Source organism: Ensifer sp. EB106-03-01-XG145 (assembly GCF_058792075.1).
In genome coordinates, this window is the sequence record NZ_JBYTEC010000003.1 from 318,937 (window position 1) to 334,661 (window position 15,725).

The following is a 15,725-nucleotide window of genomic DNA, read 5'->3' on the forward strand; positions in this document are numbered from 1 at the left end:
GCCGGACATGTCCGGCCTCCTCGTGCACAAGGATAGGCTAATGGGTGGGCAGGGGAACCCCGACGAAAGCGTAATGCGGCGAAATGGCGTTATCGCGCGCCGAAAATGGCCGAACCGACACGGACGCTGGTGGCGCCGAACTGCACCGCCGTCTCGAAATCGCCGGACATGCCCATCGACAGCTTCTCGAGCTTGCAGGCGGCGGCCAGCTTGGCGAGCAGGGCGAAATGCGGGCCGGGATTTTCCTCGACCGGCGGAATGCACATCAGCCCCTCTATCTGCAGACCCAGCTCCTGGCGGCAAAGATCGACGAAGGCGACCGTTTCCTCCGGTGGGATGCCGGCCTTCTGCGGCTCCAGCCCGGTGTTGACCTGAACGTAGAGCCTGAGGTTCCGGCCCTGCTTCTGCATTTCCGCGGCAAGCGCGCGGGCAATCTTCTCGCGATCGACCGTCTCGATGACGTCGAAAAGGGCGACTGCCTCAGCCGCCTTGTTCGACTGAAGCGGGCCGATCAGGTGCAGTTCGAGGCTGGGCGTTTCAGCCTTCAGCACCGGCCACTTGCCTTGCGCTTCCTGAACCCGGTTCTCTCCGAAGACCCGCTGGCCTGCGGAAATCACCAGCCGGATTGCATCGGCGTCGAAGGTTTTGGACACGGCGACCAGCGTGGCTGCACCCTTGGCGCGATGAGCAGACTTCTCTGCCGCCTGAATCCGGCTCACGACATCCTGCAATCGCTCTTGGACTTCCATGGACCTTTTCTCCGAAACGGATTTCTCAAACCACTCACCGAGCGGATTAGGCAAAGTTGATCGGCTTGCCAAGACCGCCACCCTCATGACGGGCGCAAATCCGCCAAAGTGTCGCGGCAAACCCTTCAAAAACTTGACCGTCAGGCGGTTTCGTGGTGAAGGTCACCCCAACTATCATGAGGCGCGCCCTATGCGCCGCAGAACTTCCGGAACATCGAAAAGACATGTCTAGCGAACGATACAATCCGCGTGATGCCGAGCCCCGTTGGCAGCAGGAATGGGAAAAGAACGAGGTCTTCCAGACCGAGAACGACGATCCGCGCGAAAAGTACTACGTGCTCGAGATGTTCCCCTATCCGTCGGGCCGCATCCATATGGGCCACGTGCGCAACTACACCATGGGTGACGTGGTGGCGCGCTACAAGCGCGCCCGCGGCTTCAACGTGCTGCACCCGATGGGCTGGGACGCCTTCGGCATGCCGGCCGAAAACGCTGCCATGGAACGCGGCGTGCATCCGGCAAGCTGGACCTACCAGAACATCGCCTCGATGAAGGCGCAGCTCAAGGTCATGGGCCTGTCGCTCGACTGGAACCGCGAATTCGCGACCTGCGACCCCGCCTACTACCAGCGCCAGCAGCACCTGTTCCTGGACTTCCTGGAGAAGGGCCTCGTCTACCGCAAGCAGTCGAAGGTCAACTGGGACCCGGTCGACAACACCGTGCTCGCCAATGAGCAGGTGATCGACGGCCGCGGCTGGCGGTCGGGCGCGCTGGTCGAACAGCGCGAACTGACGCAGTGGTTCTTCCGCATCACCGACTTCAGCCAGGAACTGCTCGACGCGCTCGACACGCTGGATCAGTGGCCCGAGAAGGTGCGCCTGATGCAGAAGAACTGGATCGGCCGCTCCGAAGGCCTGTCGCTGCGTTGGGAACTGGTCGAAGGCACCGCCGGTGACGCGACCGAGCTGACCGTCTACACGACCCGTCCGGACACGCTCTTCGGCGCTTCCTTCCTGGCGATCGCTGCCGACCATCCGCTGGCTAGGCAGGCGGCGGCGACCAATCCGGAAGTCGATGCCTTCTGCGAGGAGTGCCGCCGCGCCGGCACCTCGCTCGCCGCGCTGGAAACGGCGGAAAAGAAGGGCATCGATACCGGCATTCGCGCCAAGCACCCGCTCGATCCGAGCTGGGAACTGCCTGTTTATGTCGCAAATTTCGTACTGATGGACTACGGCACGGGCGCCATCTTCGGCTGCCCCTCCGGTGACCAGCGCGACCTCGACTTCGCCCGCAAGTACGACCTGCCGGTTGTTCCGGTCGTTATGCCGAAGGACGGCGATGCCGCAACCTTCGCCATCGGCGACGAGGCCTATATCGGCGACGGCGTGATGATCAACTCGCGCTTCCTCGACGGCCTGTCGACGGAAGAGGCATTTGAGACAGTCGCCTCGAAGCTCGAGCAGGAAACGCTCGACGGCACGCGGCGCGCCGAGCGCAAGGTGAACTTCCGCCTGCGCGACTGGGGCATTTCGCGTCAGCGCTATTGGGGCTGCCCGATTCCGGTCATCCATTGTGATGATTGTGGCGTCGTGCCGGTTCCGAAGGCCGACCTGCCGGTCATTCTGCCGCCGGACGTCACCTTCGACAAGCCGGGCAATCCGCTCGACCGTCACCCGACCTGGCGCCACGTTGCCTGCCCGCATTGCGGCAAGGATGCCCGGCGCGAGACGGACACGATGGACACCTTCGTCGATTCGTCCTGGTACTTCACCCGCTTCACCGCGCCGTGGGAAGACAATCCGACCGACCCCAAGGTCGCCAACCATTGGCTGCCGGTGGATCAATATATCGGCGGCATCGAGCACGCGATCCTGCACCTGCTCTACTCGCGCTTCTTCACCCGCGCGATGAAGGCGACCGGTCATGTCGCGCTCGACGAGCCGTTCAAGGGTCTCTTCACCCAGGGCATGGTCGTGCACGAAACCTATAGCCGCGGCGAGGGTGCCCAGCGCGAATGGGTGACCCCGGCCGAGATCCGCATTGAGGAAATCGACGGACGCCGCCGCGCCGTGCTGCTCGAGACCGGCGAGGAAATCGCCATCGGCTCGATCGAGAAGATGTCGAAGTCGAAGAAGAACGTCGTCGATCCCGATGACATCATCGCTTCCTATGGCGCCGATACCGCGCGCTTCTTCGTTCTCTCCGATTCGCCGCCGGATCGTGACGTCATCTGGTCCGAAGCCGGTGTCGAAGGATCACATCGCTTCGTCCAGCGCGTATGGCGCTTGATGAGCGAGGCGGCCGAAAAGCTGCGCGGGATCGAAGCCGTACCGGCGCTTGAAGGCGAAGCCCTTGCCGTTTCTCAGGCCGCGCACAAGACGCTGCGCGCGGTCGAGGCGGATTATGACAAGCTGGCCTTCAACAAGGCCGTGGCGCGGATCTATGAGCTCGTGAACACGCTTGCCGCACCGCTGACACAGGTTGCCGCCGGCAAGGCGGACGCAGCGCTCGCGAGCGCTGTAAAGGACGCCACGACGATCCTGGTCAGCCTGATTGCACCGATGACGCCGCACCTCGCCGAGGAATGCTGGCGCGAAATCGGCGGCGAGGGGCTGATCGCGGAGCGCGGCTGGCCGACGTTCAATCCTGCGCTGGTCGTCGAGAACGAAATCACCCTTCCCGTGCAGATCAACGGCAAGAAGCGCGCCGATTTGACAATCGCCCGCGATGCGGATCAGAGTGCGATCGAAAGCGCCGTCCTGGCGCTCGATGCCGTCAAGTCCGCGCTCAACGGCAGCAGCCCCAAGAAAATCATCGTCGTGCCCCAGAGGATCGTCAATGTCGTTGTCTGATAGAGCTGGCTCCCGTATCCGGTCGTTTCCGGTGCTGGCAGGTGTTCTTTTGCTGACCGCGCTCGCCGGCTGCCAGGTCAGGCCGCTCTACTCCGATCCTGTCGGTACGTCGACGGCGCTGGCGGCGATCGAGATCTCCGATGCCGACGAGCGCGTCGAACAGGAAGTCCGCAACGCGCTGATCTTCCTTGTGGCGGGCGGGCAGGGCGAACCGGTAAACCCGCAATATCACCTGTCGCTGGACGTCACGAGCCGCGCCATGGGCGTGCTCTATGATCAGAACAAGGACCGCGTGGATCGGGCAAGCGCCGGACGCATCGTCGTCAAGGCGGACTACAACCTGACGAAGATCGGAACGGGCGAGACGATCAAGTCTGGCAACCGCACGGCGGTCGCGCTTGTCGACTTCTCCGTCCAGGAATTTGCCAAGGTGCGCGCCGTGCGCGATGGCGAAAACCGCGCCGCAAAGGAATTGGCCGAGCTGATCCGGGCTGATGTTGCCGCGGCCCTCAGTCGCTAGTCCGGTGTCGGGATGAGCGAAGTCAAGTCGCACGAATTCGACTCCTTCCTCCAGAAGTCCGTCGGGGTCTACCGGCTGTTCATTCTCTACGGGCCCGATCGCGGGCTCGTATCCGAGCGTGCGTCCGCACTCGCCGCGCGCTGCGGCGTGCCGCTGGATGATCCCTTTTCCGTCCTGAAGCTCGATGTCAGCGAGCTGGCGCAATCGCCCGGCCGGCTGCTGGACGAGGTCAATTCCATCGGCCTGTTTGGCGGTGAGAAGCTCATCTGGGTGCGGGGAGCAGCCAACGAGAAGTCACTCGTCGACGCGATGCAGCTTTTGGCGGCCGAGCCGCCCTCAGGCAGCTATGTGATCGTCGAGGCCGGTGACCTGAAGAAGGGTGCCGCCCTTCGCAAGATCGGCGAGACGGCCCGCTCTGTTGCCTGTATCGCCTGCTACAGTGATGACGTTCGCGGCCTGCAGGCCTTGATTGATAAGGAACTTGGCGACGAGAAGCTGGGAATCACGCCGGCCGCCCGTGCGCGCCTCGTGGACGCTCTCGGCGGCGACCGTCTGGCGTCACGCAACGAGCTGCGCAAGCTCGCCCTTTACTGCCGTGGGAAGACGGCCGTGGACGAGGAGGACGTGCTCGACATCGTCGGCGATGCCAGCGCCATTTCCGTCGATGACGCGGTCGATGCGGTGCTCAAGGGCGATCTCGATGGCCTGCTGCACGCGATGCAAAAGATCACGACCTCGAAGACCCCGGCGTTTCTGGTACTGCAGGCCTGTCTGCGGCAGTTCCAGCAGCTCGACGTGATGCGCGCCGAGATGGACGCCAGTCGTCAACAGGCAGGGCAAGTGATTGCGACGCTCGGGCGTGGTCTGCATTTCCGACGCAAACCGATCGTCGAGGCCGCGCTGAAGCAATGGACGGCGCCGGCGATACGGCGTGAACTCAATCGCCTGCAGACAACCATCTTCCAAAGCCGCAGTCGCGCCAGCCTCGAAGAAAGCCTGGTCTTGCAGAACCTCATGGCGATCGCGGTGCAATCCGCACGGCGTTGATGCGTTCGGCCCAGGGGAACTCAGCCGGCTGAGTTCGCTTGCTTCCTTCATTTCCTAGCTGGAATTGCCTCTTTACACGCATGGATCCGCGTCCTTGCAGGCGATCCCTTTGAATCTGGTCCGTTCGCGCAGAAAGATTAGAGAAATCAATATATTAAGGCGCGCCCTTGTTTGCAGGGGGCGCCTCTCGATTGTTCTCACAATGGCGTTTGTATGCGCTCAGCGGCGCTCGAGCAGACGGCAGATCTCCTCGAGCTGATCGAGCGTCTTGTAAGCGATGCGAAGATGGCCGCCGGAAGCCTTGTGATTGACGGTGACCTCGAGGCCAAGGCTGTCCGACAGGGTGCGTTCAAGCGCCAGCGTGTCCGCATCCTTCTCGTCGCGGCGTGCCGTCTTGCCGAAATTCGGGTCGTTCTGCGCGCGGATATCGTTCTGGGCGATGCGCTCGGCATCACGCACCGAAAGCCCCTTGGAGACGATCGTGCGGGCCAGCGCCGCCGGATCCGACGTCGGAATCAGCGCTCGCGCATGCCCGGCAGACAGCGCGCCTTCCGACAGCATGTCGCGCACCGGTTCCGGCAATTTCAGCAGTCTCAGGCTGTTTGCGACGTGGCTGCGGCTCTTGCCGATAATTTCGCCGAGATCGTTCTGCGTGTAACCGTGTTCGGCAATCAACTGCTCATAGCCGAGCGCCTCGTCGAGCGGGTTGAGATCCGAGCGCTGAACGTTCTCGACGATCGCGATCTCGAGCGCCGTGCGATCGTCGACGTCACGGATAATGACCGGAATCTCGGTGAATCCGGCTAACTGTGCGGCCCGCCAACGACGTTCGCCGGCGATGATCTCGTAGCGGTCGGCGCCGATCGTGCGAGCGACAACGGGCTGAACGATGCCGTGCTGACGAATCGAATTGGCGAGATCCTGAAGCTCGGCTTCGTCGAACTGCCGGCGCGGGTTGCGCGGGTTGCGCGACACGAACTCAATCGGCACACGCCGGTCCGGATTGACCGGGGCAGGGGCGGAAGCACCTGCCTGCAGCGGTTGATCCATCTCGCCGATCAACGCGGCCAGTCCGCGACCAAGCCGTCTCTTCGAGCTATCGTCGTTCATATCGTCACCCGATTTAAATTACGCTACCGAAATGATTATGCAGCCTTGCGCTGGCGTTCACGCTGAATCACTTCCGATGCCAACTGCAGATAGGCCTGGCTTCCAGCGCATTTCAGATCATAGAGAATCGCAGGCTTGCCATAGGACGGCGCCTCGGAAACGCGAACATTGCGCGGAATGAGCGTGTGATAGACCTTGTCGCCAAGATGGGTCCGGACATCACTGACGACCTGCTGGGCGAGATTGTTGCGCGAGTCGAACATCGTCAGCACGATACCCTGTATATCCAGCGACGGATTCACCGATCGGCGAACCTGATCCACAGTTTCCAACAGCTGGCTGAGACCTTCCAGCGCGAAGAACTCGCACTGCAACGGCACCAGCACGGAATGCGCTGCGGCCATGGCATTCATCGTCAGGAGATTGAACGACGGCGGGCAATCGACGAGCACATAGGAGTACTCCATCGCCGCCGGGCTCACCAAAGCTTTGCGCAGGCGGAAGACCCGGTCCGGTTCCTGAGAAATCTCCATCTCGACGCCGAGAAGATCCATAGTCGAAGGCACAATCGAAAGATTCGGCACAGCGGTTTGCTGTGCTATCTCGTTGATCCCGTGCGAGCCCATCATCAGCTCGTAGGATGAGAGGTTCCGATCGCGCCGCTGAATACCCAGACCGGTGCTGGCATTGCCTTGCGGATCGAGATCGACGATGAGGACTCGCTCGCCGATTGCCGCGAGAGCGGTCGCCAGATTGATGGCGGTCGTCGTCTTACCGACTCCACCTTTCTGATTTGCGATTGTGATGATCCGATTTCTTGCGCCAAACATGTTTCCGCTCGCCGATCACTGAACCTTGCGTGATAGATTTGCGATCTCGAGCACAACAGAGTCCGGCTCGACGACGCTTGGATGTTTTACCAGATCGAACTGATAGCGGCCAATGGCTTTGTCGATTTCGCGCTGGTAATCCCGCCCTTTGTGGAAATAGGCGACCGTTTTGCGCTCATCTGCCAGCAACCACGGCGCAGAGTAGTCGAGCAAGAGCGTCAAATCGGCCAAGGCCCGCGCCGAAACCGCGTCGGCGTGCGGAATCACCTTGCCGGCTTCTTCGATTCGAATCGGGTGAACGGAGCCACGCGCGCCCGTTTCGGCCAAGGCGACTCGCAAGAATGCGGCTTTCTTGTTGTTGCTTTCGACGAGATGCACCCAGCCGTCAGCGAACTCCGAGAGATAGATCGCCGTAATGATGCCCGGGAAGCCGCCGCCGCTTCCCAGATCAACCCAGGTCTTTGGCTCGGGCGACAACTGTACAAGCTGCAAGCTATCAACGATATGGCGGCGCCATAGATCCTCAATCGTCGAAGGCGCTACGAGATTGATCGACTTCGCCCACTTCTGAAAAAGGCGGGCAAAGTGCTCCAGGCGTTCATTCGTTTCACGTGAAACACGCAGTCCGTTCAACACATCGATTGGACTCGTTTTCATTGTGCACTTGCCTTTTCTTCGCGTTCTGCGCTTCCGTTTTGACGCTTCAGCCAGGCAAGGATCAGCGATGCGGCGGCGGGCGTCATGCCATCAACCTTCATCACCTGCGACAGATTGCGCGGGGCATGCTGCTTCAGCTTCTGCTTCAACTCGTTGGACAATCCCGACAGCCTGTCAAAGTCAAAGCCTTCAGGGATCACCAGATTTTCCTCGCGGCGAATGCCTGCAATATCCGCCGCCTGCCTGTCCATATAGACCGCATAGGCGGCGTCAATTTCCAGCGCCTCGACGACCCGTGAACCAATCGACGACAGCTCCGGCCAGATCGGCACCAAGGCGGAAATCGATTGATCCAGATAGGAGAGGATTTCAAAGGCGGTGCGCCGCTGGCCATCCTGGTTCAGCTTCAGGCCATGACGATTGCCTTCGGCTGGCGTCACCGAGAGGCTCTTCAACAGTTGCCGTCCATCATCGAACTGTACTTGCCAGTCGGTAAAGCGGTCGCGGCGCGCATCTGAAATACAGCCGAGTTCCATCGCCAATGGCGTCAGTCGCGCATCGGCATTATCAGCGCGCAGCGACAAACGATACTCCGCTCGAGATGTAAACATGCGGTAAGGCTCGGTAATGCCGCGCGACGTCAGGTCGTCGATCATGACGCCGATATAGGAGTTGGTGCGGCTGAAGATCACCTCGGGCCGACCGGTCGCCAGCAGCGCCGCATTCAGGCCCGCGACCAGCCCCTGGGCGCCGGCTTCTTCGTAACCTGTCGTCCCGTTGATCTGCCCTGCCAGGAACAGGCCGGGCATCTTGCGCACCGCCAGCGTCGCGTTCAACTCGCGCGGATCCACATGGTCATACTCGATGGCATAGCCGGGCTGCAGGATCGCCACATTCTCCAATCCCGGAATTGTTCGAATGAACGCCTCCTGGATATCAGCCGGCAATGAGGTCGAGATCCCATTCGGATAGATGGTGTCATCGTCGAGGCCTTCCGGCTCCAAGAAGATCTGATGACCGTCGCGCTCGCCAAAACGCACGATCTTATCTTCGATCGACGGGCAATAGCGCGGACCGACGCCTTCGATCTGACCCGAATACATCGCGGACTTTCCGATATTGTCGGCGATGATCTTGTGGGTGGCCTCGGTCGTGCGCGTCACGCCGCAATCAATCTGACGGTTCAGAATGCGGTCGGTCATGAAGGAGAACGGTACAGGATGCTCGTCGGGACCTTGTCGGCCGACACTGTCCCAATCGATCGTGCGCCCATCCAGGCGTGCCGGCGTACCGGTCTTCAGACGTCCCAGCTTCAGACCATAGCGCAGCAGTGTCGCCGAAAGCCCAACAGAGGGTTCTTCACCAACGCGGCCAGCCGGGATCTTCTGGTCGCCGATATGGATCAGCCCCTTCAGAAAGGTGCCGGTCGTCAAAACCACGGACGTCGATGCAAACGTCCGGCCGTCCTTCATGACGACACCGCTGACCTTGCCATCACTCTCGATCAAGTCGAAGGCGTCACCCTCAACCACCGTGAGGTTGGCAATGCCGCTTATTTCGCGCTGCATGGCTTCGCGATAAAGGCGCCGGTCGGCCTGCGTGCGCGGACCGCGGACAGCCGGGCCCTTGCGACGGTTGAGCAGGCGAAACTGAATCCCGCCGGCATCGGCGACCCGACCCATCAGACCATCCATGGCATCGATCTCGCGCACGAGATGGCCCTTGCCCAATCCACCAATCGCTGGATTGCAGGACATCACGCCGATGGTCGACGCCTTGTGCGTGATCAGTGCCGTGTTGGCGCCGAGACGTGCAGCCGCGGCCGCCGCCTCGCAACCGGCATGTCCACCGCCAATGACGATAACATCATACTGGGTCATTGCTCATATCTCCAAGCCAGCACACCTTTGCACCGGCACGAATCGTTTCACGTGAAACACAACGATGGACTCGCAAACGTTGTATCGTTGTTTCCACAGACTATTTTCCGATACAGAATTCGGAAAATATCACATCCAAAAGGTTCTCGACATCCACCCGCCCGGTAATCCGTCCAATCGCGTCTCCGGCAAGACGAAGCTGCTCTGCTCGGATGTCCAGGCCGTAATGTTGCCCCGCCAAGCTCTCTTCGATTGCCCGAAGAGCCTGCCGGAGACTATCGACGTGACGGCGACGTGAAGGCAAGGCAAGCGACGTTCGACCGCTGAGGTCGGGGAGATGGGCGGCGATCTCATCCAGTAGGCGATCCATGCCCTCACCCGTCCGGGTCGAGATCAAAACATCGGCTTCATCAGGAGACCATTGCCGATCATCTCGATCTATCTTCGTTGCTACACGCAAGACGGCAGTGCCGTCAGATGTGATATCGGACAGAGAATCAAAGCCGCTCGCCGTCTCCGAAAGGAGGAGGATCAAATCTGCTCGCTCGATAACTTCTCGCGCGCGACGTATGCCCTCTTGCTCGACACGTTCCTCGGTTTCACGCAGACCGGCGGTGTCATAAAGCTTGACTGAGAATCCGGCTAATGAAAGATCCACCGAGAGCACGTCACGCGTTGTCCCGGCAATTTCCGTGACGATCGCGATATCTCTCTGCGCCAGTGCATTGAGCAAGCTGGACTTTCCGGCGTTCGGCTCACCGGCGATGACGATCTTCAGCCCATCACGGATGATCTCGGCAATCGGCGCATCGGCAATGTGTGCGGCGATCTCCTGTGCAAGCACGGACATGTCCTGCCAGATGCGTTCGCTCACCGAGCCCGGCACATCGTCCTCGTCAGCAAAGTCGAGTTCGGCCTCGATCATCGCTCGCGCGTGCGTGAGACGTTTCGCCCAAGCCGCATAGACCTGCGATTGCCCGCCGCCAGAGTGTTCGATCGCCAGGCGGCGCTGCATCTCGGTCTCGGCGACGATCAGGTCGGCGAGACCCTCGACTTCCACAAGATCCAGCTTGCCGTTCTGGAAGGCGCGTCGTGAGAACTCACCCGCTTCGGCGTGGCGTAGACCTTCGAACTCGGAGAGCTCTTCGAGCAGGGCGTTCACCGCAGCGCGACCGCCATGGATCTGAAACTCGGCGCAGTCTTCCCCCGTGAAAGAGGCTGGTCCGTGAAAATAGAGAACAAGACCGCTATCGATCACAAGACCGTTGCGTGTCCGAATCGTTTTGAGCGTTGCTGCCCGCGGTAACGGGACATCGCCGCACAATTCCCGTAGGACCGCCGCAGTGCGCTGACCGCTGACACGCACGACCGCGACGCCAGCGGGCAGGGCTCCACTGGAAAGCGCATATATCGTGTGCATTGCTGTCATTGGCTCACCTGAAAAGACCGCGGAGACGGAAGGGCGCCTCGCTGGTCGAAACAATGGGGATCGTCGAAGTTCCGGACCGATTGTTTATTCTTCGCGGAGCGTGCTCACGCAGAATGAAAACGGTATCTCAAAGGGTCGGGGAGCTTATGCCGAAACGGCGCCGAAATATCAAGGTCCCGCCACGCTCATGTTTCACAGCGTCGGTGTGTTTCACGTGAATCAGCCGGAGCGATCACCGATCCCAGATCCCGAAGAGAACGAGATTGTTGCGAAGCCGAATCAATGAGGAAGAAGAATCCGGATAAGGTTCTGGGAAAACAAAAGACCGGTCGACGATAGGTCGACCGGTCTTTGAAATCGGATATCGAACGGGTCTTACGTGTTCATCGAGTCGAAGAAATCGCCATTGTTCTTCGTCTGCTTGAGCTTGTCGATGAGGAACTCGATCGCGTCGGTCGTGCCCATCGGCGCCAGGATGCGGCGGAGCACGAAGATCTTCTGCAGATCCTGGCGCGGCACCAGCAGGTCCTCCTTACGCGTGCCGGACTTGAGAATGTCCATCGCCGGGAAGATGCGCTTGTCGGCGACCTTGCGGTCGAGCACGATTTCCGAGTTGCCGGTGCCCTTGAATTCTTCGAAGATGACTTCGTCCATGCGGCTGCCGGTATCGATCAGCGCGGTCGCGATAATCGTCAGCGAGCCACCCTCTTCGATGTTACGGGCGGCACCGAAGAAGCGCTTCGGACGCTGCAGCGCATTGGCGTCGACACCACCGGTCAGGACCTTGCCCGATGACGGAACAACCGTGTTGTAGGCGCGGCCGAGGCGGGTGATCGAGTCGAGCAGGATGACGACGTCGCGGCCGTGTTCGACAAGACGCTTCGCCTTTTCGATCACCATTTCGGCGACCTGGACGTGGCGCGTCGCCGGCTCGTCGAAGGTCGATGAAACGACTTCGCCCTTCACCGAGCGCTGCATGTCCGTCACTTCTTCCGGACGCTCGTCGATCAGAAGAACGATCAGATAGCATTCCGGATGATTGGCAGTGATCGAGTGCGCGATGTTCTGCAACAGAACCGTCTTACCGGTGCGCGGCGGTGCGACGATCAGACCACGCTGGCCTTTGCCGAGCGGCGCCACCAGGTCGATGACGCGGGCGGAGAGATCTTTCGACGTCGGAACCTCGAGCTCCATCTTGAAGCGCTCGTTCGGATAGAGCGGCGTCAGGTTGTCGAAGTGAACCTTGTGACGGATCTTTTCCGGATCGTCGAAATTGATGGTGTTGACTTTGAGGAGAGCGAAGTAGCGCTCGCCTTCTTTCGGTCCGCGGATCGGGCCCTCGACCGTGTCGCCGGTCTTCAGCGAGAAGCGGCGGATCTGGGAAGGCGAGATGTAGATATCATCAGGGCCGGGAAGGTAGTTTGCATTCGCGGACCGGAGAAAGCCGAACCCATCCTGCAGCACTTCAACAACGCCTTCGCCGATGATTTCGATATCCTGAGCCGCGAGCATCTTGAGGATCGCGAACATCAGCTCCTGCTTGCGCATCGTGCTGGCGTTCTCCACCTCGAGCTCCTCGGCAAAGGCGAGCAGATCGGTCGGCGTCTTGTTCTTGAGTTCTTGTAGCTTCATTTCAGCCATGAAGGATCCATGTTTGGTATGGGTAGTGGAGAGATGGCGAGTATTCGTTGGGGAGCTGCGGCTGGAAGAGGCAGGCTCTTGTCTTTGTCACAAGCCATGAAGAGGAGATGGCAGAAAATAGCGATTCACGTGAAACCCTGCAAGGGGCTGTCGCAAATTAGAAACGACTATTGCAAATCACGAATCGATTAAATTCAGAACGGCTTCACCACGACCATGATCACGATGAGAATCATCAGCAGCGTCGGGGCCTCGTTCATCAGCCGCCAATAACGCGCATCGTGCTTGTTTTCGTCCCGCTGGAATTCGCGAACGGCACGGCTGAAGCGCATGTGGACTGCCGTCAAAAGCACTACGAACAGCAGCTTGGCGTGCAGCCAGCCGCCCTGGAAGCCATAGACGCTCCAGGCGAGGTAGAGGCCGAGCACCCAGGAGATCATCATCGCCGGGTTCATGATGACCTTCAGCAGCCGCATCTCCATCATCTTGAAGGTTTCCGACTGCGCGGAACCCGGCTCGGCATCGGTGTGGTAGATGAAAAGGCGCGGCATGTAGAGCAGGGCAGCCATCCACGACATCACCGCGATGACATGCAGCGCCTTGATCCAGAGATAGAAATCATCCGGCCGCCAGACGAAGAGACCGACAAGAAGCGCCACGAAAGCGCCAATCGCGATCGCTGCCCTGAGCCGCGCCCTGTTGCCGGGCGCCAGATCGGTCTGCTTCTCGGCCATCATTGCGCTCCGCGAACCCGGGCAACCAGCGCCGACACGTGATCCGGATCGGCCTGCGGCGTGATGCCATGGCCGAGATTGAAGATCAGCGGTCCGTGGCCAAGCGCATCGAGAATACGATCGGTGCCTTCCTCGAGTGCCACGCCGCCTGCCACGACCCGCATCGGATCGAGATTGCCCTGGACCGGCCCTTCCTTCTGCAAATCCTTCGCGAAGGAAAGCGGCACGGTCCAGTCGAGACCGATGGCATCGGCGCCCGTCGCCTGGCGATAGGTCTTCAACAGCTGACCGGCGCCTTTTGCAAAGGCGATGATCTTCGCGTTCGGCCGCTGCGCCCTGACCGAAGCAATTATGCGCTGCACCGGCTTGACCGCGTAGCGCGCAAACTCCTCCTCGCCAAGAACGCCGGCCCAGGAATCGAAGATCTGCACCGCATCGGCGCCGGCATCGATCTGTCGCACGAGATAATCGGCAGAGACATCCGCCAGGAAGGACAGCAGGTGATCGAAGGCCTCCGGGTTGCGGTAGGCGAAGAGCCGGGCCGGGGCTTGGTCCGGCGTCCCGTGTCCAGCGATCATATAGGTCGCAACCGTCCAGGGAGCGCCACAGAAGCCGAGCAGGGTCGTTTCGGCGGGAAGTTCAGCACGCAGCCGCGACACCGTCTCAAAGACAGGCTGGAGGTGTTCAGCGATGCCCTCCGGCTTCAGGCGCAAAATACCGTCGACATCGATCGGATCCATTCGCGGTCCATGACCTTCCTCGAAGCGCACATTGCGTTTCAGAGCATCGGGAATGACCAGGATATCGGAGAAGAGAATGGCAGCGTCGAAGGCGTATCGACGGATCGGCTGCAGCGTCACCTCGACTGCGAGATCGGGTGTGTAACAGAGATCGAGGAAGCTCCCGGCCGTAGCCCGTGTTGCCCTGTACTCCGGCAGGTAACGGCCTGCCTGGCGCATCAGCCAGATCGGAGGAGGAGACACCGTCTTCCCTGCCAAAACCTCCAGAACCTTTCTGCGCGTTTCGGTCACGGATCATCTCTCCCAATATAAAATCAAAGATATTTAGAAGGTTTCTATTTCTTAGAGTCGGTGAGTATCAAGGATTAAAACAACCCACTGACTTGTCCACGGCTGTTGCTCGGGACGGCGCGCGATGGGATAGCGTCTGGGCAATCTGGAAAAACAGTGTAGAGAGGCGAATAAAGGCCTTTGGATTCAGTCGATTAGCGGAACCACGGTTTTACTCGCGCTTGTGGACAAGCGGTTGATACGCGTGACACTTTGTCATCGTCGCGAGTCTTTTCCACATTTGCCCCGAAACGGTTTCCGCGACAGCGCCAATTGTGAATAAGTCGGCAGTTTTCCACTTGCCTGGGTCGGCGCCCCGTCGTTAGCTGTCTTTCATCCCGGCTTATCAACAGCACCAGGAGAATTGCGTGGAGAACAAGAAAAACTACTTCCACCTTCACCTGATTTCGGACTCGACGGGCGAGACTCTGATTGCTGCCGGACGCGCCGCTGCCGCTCAGTTTCAGAGCTCGCATGCGCTGGAACATGTCTATCCGCTGATCCGCAACCGCAAACAGTTGCTGCAGGTCCTCGACGCCATCGATGGTGCGCCCGGCATCGTGCTCTATACGATTGTCGACCGCGAACTCGCCGATGTCATCGATCGGCGTTGCCGCGAGATGGGTGTCCCTTGCGTCTCGGTGCTCGATCCGATCATCGACCTCTTCCAGTCCTATCTGGGATCGCCGTCGCGCCGCCGCTCGGGCGCCCAGCACGTGATGGATGCGGAGTACTTCGCCCGCATCGACGCCCTCAATTTCACGATGGACCATGACGACGGTCAGTTGCCCGCCGATTTCGACGAGGCGGATGTCGTTCTGGTCGGCATCAGCCGGACGTCGAAGACGCCGACCAGCATCTATCTCGCCAACCGCGGCATCAAGACGGTCAACATCCCGATCGTCCCGGGCGTGCCGCTACCCGAAAGATTGATGGAGGCGACGAGGCCGCTCGTCGTCGGCCTGATCGCCACGGCCGACCGTATCTCGCAGGTGCGCCAGCACCGGGTGCTCGGAACGACTCAGGGTTTTCACGGCGATCAATATACGGACAAGGCCTCGATTACCGAGGAACTGAAATATGCCCGGTCGCTTTGCGCCCGCAACAATTGGCCGGTCATCGACGTCACCCGCCGTTCGATCGAGGAAACCGCGGCGGCAATCGTTGCCCTGCGTCCGCGTCTGCGCTAGACCCGAATCGAACAAT

Annotated in this window: 13 protein-coding genes; 4 read left to right on the forward strand and 9 right to left on the reverse strand. The window is 60.4% G+C overall.

What is annotated here, in order from left to right; translation table 11 throughout:
• Nucleotides 1-89 precede the first annotated feature (89 nt).
• Nucleotides 90-749: a YggS family pyridoxal phosphate-dependent enzyme gene (locus AC3WWH_RS12055; protein ID WP_058321629.1), complete on the reverse strand. Its 660-nt coding sequence runs from the start codon at nt 747-749 to the stop codon at nt 90-92.
• A gap of 224 nt (nt 750-973) precedes the next feature.
• Between AC3WWH_RS12055 and leuS the strand changes: the two genes are divergently transcribed.
• The 3 genes from leuS to holA are packed head-to-tail and all read left to right on the forward strand — an operon-like array spanning nt 974 to nt 5,168.
• The gene (gene leuS / locus AC3WWH_RS12060; RefSeq protein WP_058321628.1) at nt 974-3,601 is read left to right on the forward strand and encodes a leucine--tRNA ligase; all 2,628 of its coding nucleotides are present in this window, start codon (nt 974-976) and stop codon (nt 3,599-3,601) included.
• On the forward strand, nt 3,588-4,121 hold the full coding sequence (gene lptE, locus AC3WWH_RS12065; protein WP_057252012.1) for an LPS assembly lipoprotein LptE: 534 nt from the start codon (nt 3,588-3,590) through the stop codon (nt 4,119-4,121). The genes leuS and lptE overlap by 14 nt, the downstream gene beginning before the upstream one ends.
• Before the next feature lie 12 nt (nt 4,122-4,133).
• The gene (gene holA, locus AC3WWH_RS12070) at nt 4,134-5,168 is read left to right on the forward strand and encodes a DNA polymerase III subunit delta (RefSeq protein ID WP_058321627.1); all 1,035 of its coding nucleotides are present in this window, start codon (nt 4,134-4,136) and stop codon (nt 5,166-5,168) included.
• A 219-nt stretch (nt 5,169-5,387) separates the two neighbouring features.
• Here holA and AC3WWH_RS12075 read toward each other — a convergent pair whose 3' ends face one another.
• The 8 genes from AC3WWH_RS12075 to hemE all read right to left on the reverse strand — a co-directional run bounded on the left by AC3WWH_RS12075 (nt 5,388) and on the right by hemE (nt 14,480).
• Nucleotides 5,388-6,278 (reverse strand): ParB/RepB/Spo0J family partition protein, encoded by an 891-nt coding sequence (locus tag AC3WWH_RS12075; protein ID WP_057252014.1) that lies wholly within the window; start codon nt 6,276-6,278, stop codon nt 5,388-5,390.
• Between the two features lie 35 nt (nt 6,279-6,313).
• Complete coding sequence (locus AC3WWH_RS12080) at nt 6,314-7,108, reverse strand: ParA family protein (protein ID WP_057252015.1); 795 nt, start codon at nt 7,106-7,108, stop codon at nt 6,314-6,316.
• A 15-nt stretch (nt 7,109-7,123) separates the two neighbouring features.
• The gene (gene rsmG, locus AC3WWH_RS12085) at nt 7,124-7,765 is read right to left on the reverse strand and encodes a 16S rRNA (guanine(527)-N(7))-methyltransferase RsmG (protein ID WP_058321626.1); all 642 of its coding nucleotides are present in this window, start codon (nt 7,763-7,765) and stop codon (nt 7,124-7,126) included.
• Nucleotides 7,762-9,645 (reverse strand): tRNA uridine-5-carboxymethylaminomethyl(34) synthesis enzyme MnmG, encoded by a 1,884-nt coding sequence (gene mnmG / locus AC3WWH_RS12090; RefSeq protein ID WP_058321625.1) that lies wholly within the window; start codon nt 9,643-9,645, stop codon nt 7,762-7,764. Before mnmG ends, rsmG begins: the two co-directional genes overlap by 4 nt.
• A 100-nt stretch (nt 9,646-9,745) precedes the next feature.
• Nucleotides 9,746-11,074 carry a tRNA uridine-5-carboxymethylaminomethyl(34) synthesis GTPase MnmE gene (mnmE, locus tag AC3WWH_RS12095; RefSeq protein ID WP_058321624.1) on the reverse strand — a complete coding sequence of 443 codons (1,329 nt, stop codon included), beginning with the start codon at nt 11,072-11,074 and terminating at the stop codon, nt 9,746-9,748.
• Between the two features lie 375 nt (nt 11,075-11,449).
• Nucleotides 11,450-12,715 (reverse strand): transcription termination factor Rho, encoded by a 1,266-nt coding sequence (gene rho / locus AC3WWH_RS12100; protein WP_093233478.1) that lies wholly within the window; start codon nt 12,713-12,715, stop codon nt 11,450-11,452.
• Nucleotides 12,716-12,909: 194 nt separating this feature from the next.
• Nucleotides 12,910-13,452 carry a protoporphyrinogen oxidase HemJ gene (hemJ, locus tag AC3WWH_RS12105; protein ID WP_065376371.1) on the reverse strand — a complete coding sequence of 181 codons (543 nt, stop codon included), beginning with the start codon at nt 13,450-13,452 and terminating at the stop codon, nt 12,910-12,912.
• Complete coding sequence (gene hemE, locus AC3WWH_RS12110; RefSeq protein WP_058321622.1) at nt 13,449-14,480, reverse strand: uroporphyrinogen decarboxylase; 1,032 nt, start codon at nt 14,478-14,480, stop codon at nt 13,449-13,451. The genes hemJ and hemE overlap by 4 nt, the downstream gene beginning before the upstream one ends.
• 407 nt (nt 14,481-14,887) lie before the next feature.
• Here hemE and AC3WWH_RS12115 point away from each other — a divergent pair, with 407 nt between their 5' ends.
• Entirely contained in the window at nt 14,888-15,709 is an 822-nt protein-coding gene (locus tag AC3WWH_RS12115; protein WP_058321621.1) for a pyruvate, water dikinase regulatory protein, read from the forward strand.
• Nucleotides 15,710-15,725: the final 16 nt, after the last annotated feature.

Coding starts and splice junctions, on each gene's coding strand:
- AC3WWH_RS12055 (WP_058321629.1), bottom strand. CDS start 749: ATGGAAGTCCAAGAGCGATTGCAGGATGTCGTGAGCCGGATTCAGGCG.
- leuS (WP_058321628.1), top strand. CDS start 974: ATGTCTAGCGAACGATACAATCCGCGTGATGCCGAGCCCCGTTGGCAG.
- lptE (WP_057252012.1), top strand. CDS start 3,588: ATGTCGTTGTCTGATAGAGCTGGCTCCCGTATCCGGTCGTTTCCGGTG.
- holA (WP_058321627.1), top strand. CDS start 4,134: ATGAGCGAAGTCAAGTCGCACGAATTCGACTCCTTCCTCCAGAAGTCC.
- AC3WWH_RS12075 (WP_057252014.1), bottom strand. CDS start 6,278: ATGAACGACGATAGCTCGAAGAGACGGCTTGGTCGCGGACTGGCCGCG.
- AC3WWH_RS12080 (WP_057252015.1), bottom strand. CDS start 7,108: ATGTTTGGCGCAAGAAATCGGATCATCACAATCGCAAATCAGAAAGGT.
- rsmG (WP_058321626.1), bottom strand. CDS start 7,765: ATGAAAACGAGTCCAATCGATGTGTTGAACGGACTGCGTGTTTCACGT.
- mnmG (WP_058321625.1), bottom strand. CDS start 9,645: ATGACCCAGTATGATGTTATCGTCATTGGCGGTGGACATGCCGGTTGC.
- mnmE (WP_058321624.1), bottom strand. CDS start 11,074: ATGACAGCAATGCACACGATATATGCGCTTTCCAGTGGAGCCCTGCCC.
- rho (WP_093233478.1), bottom strand. CDS start 12,715: ATGGCTGAAATGAAGCTACAAGAACTCAAGAACAAGACGCCGACCGAT.
- hemJ (WP_065376371.1), bottom strand. CDS start 13,452: ATGATGGCCGAGAAGCAGACCGATCTGGCGCCCGGCAACAGGGCGCGG.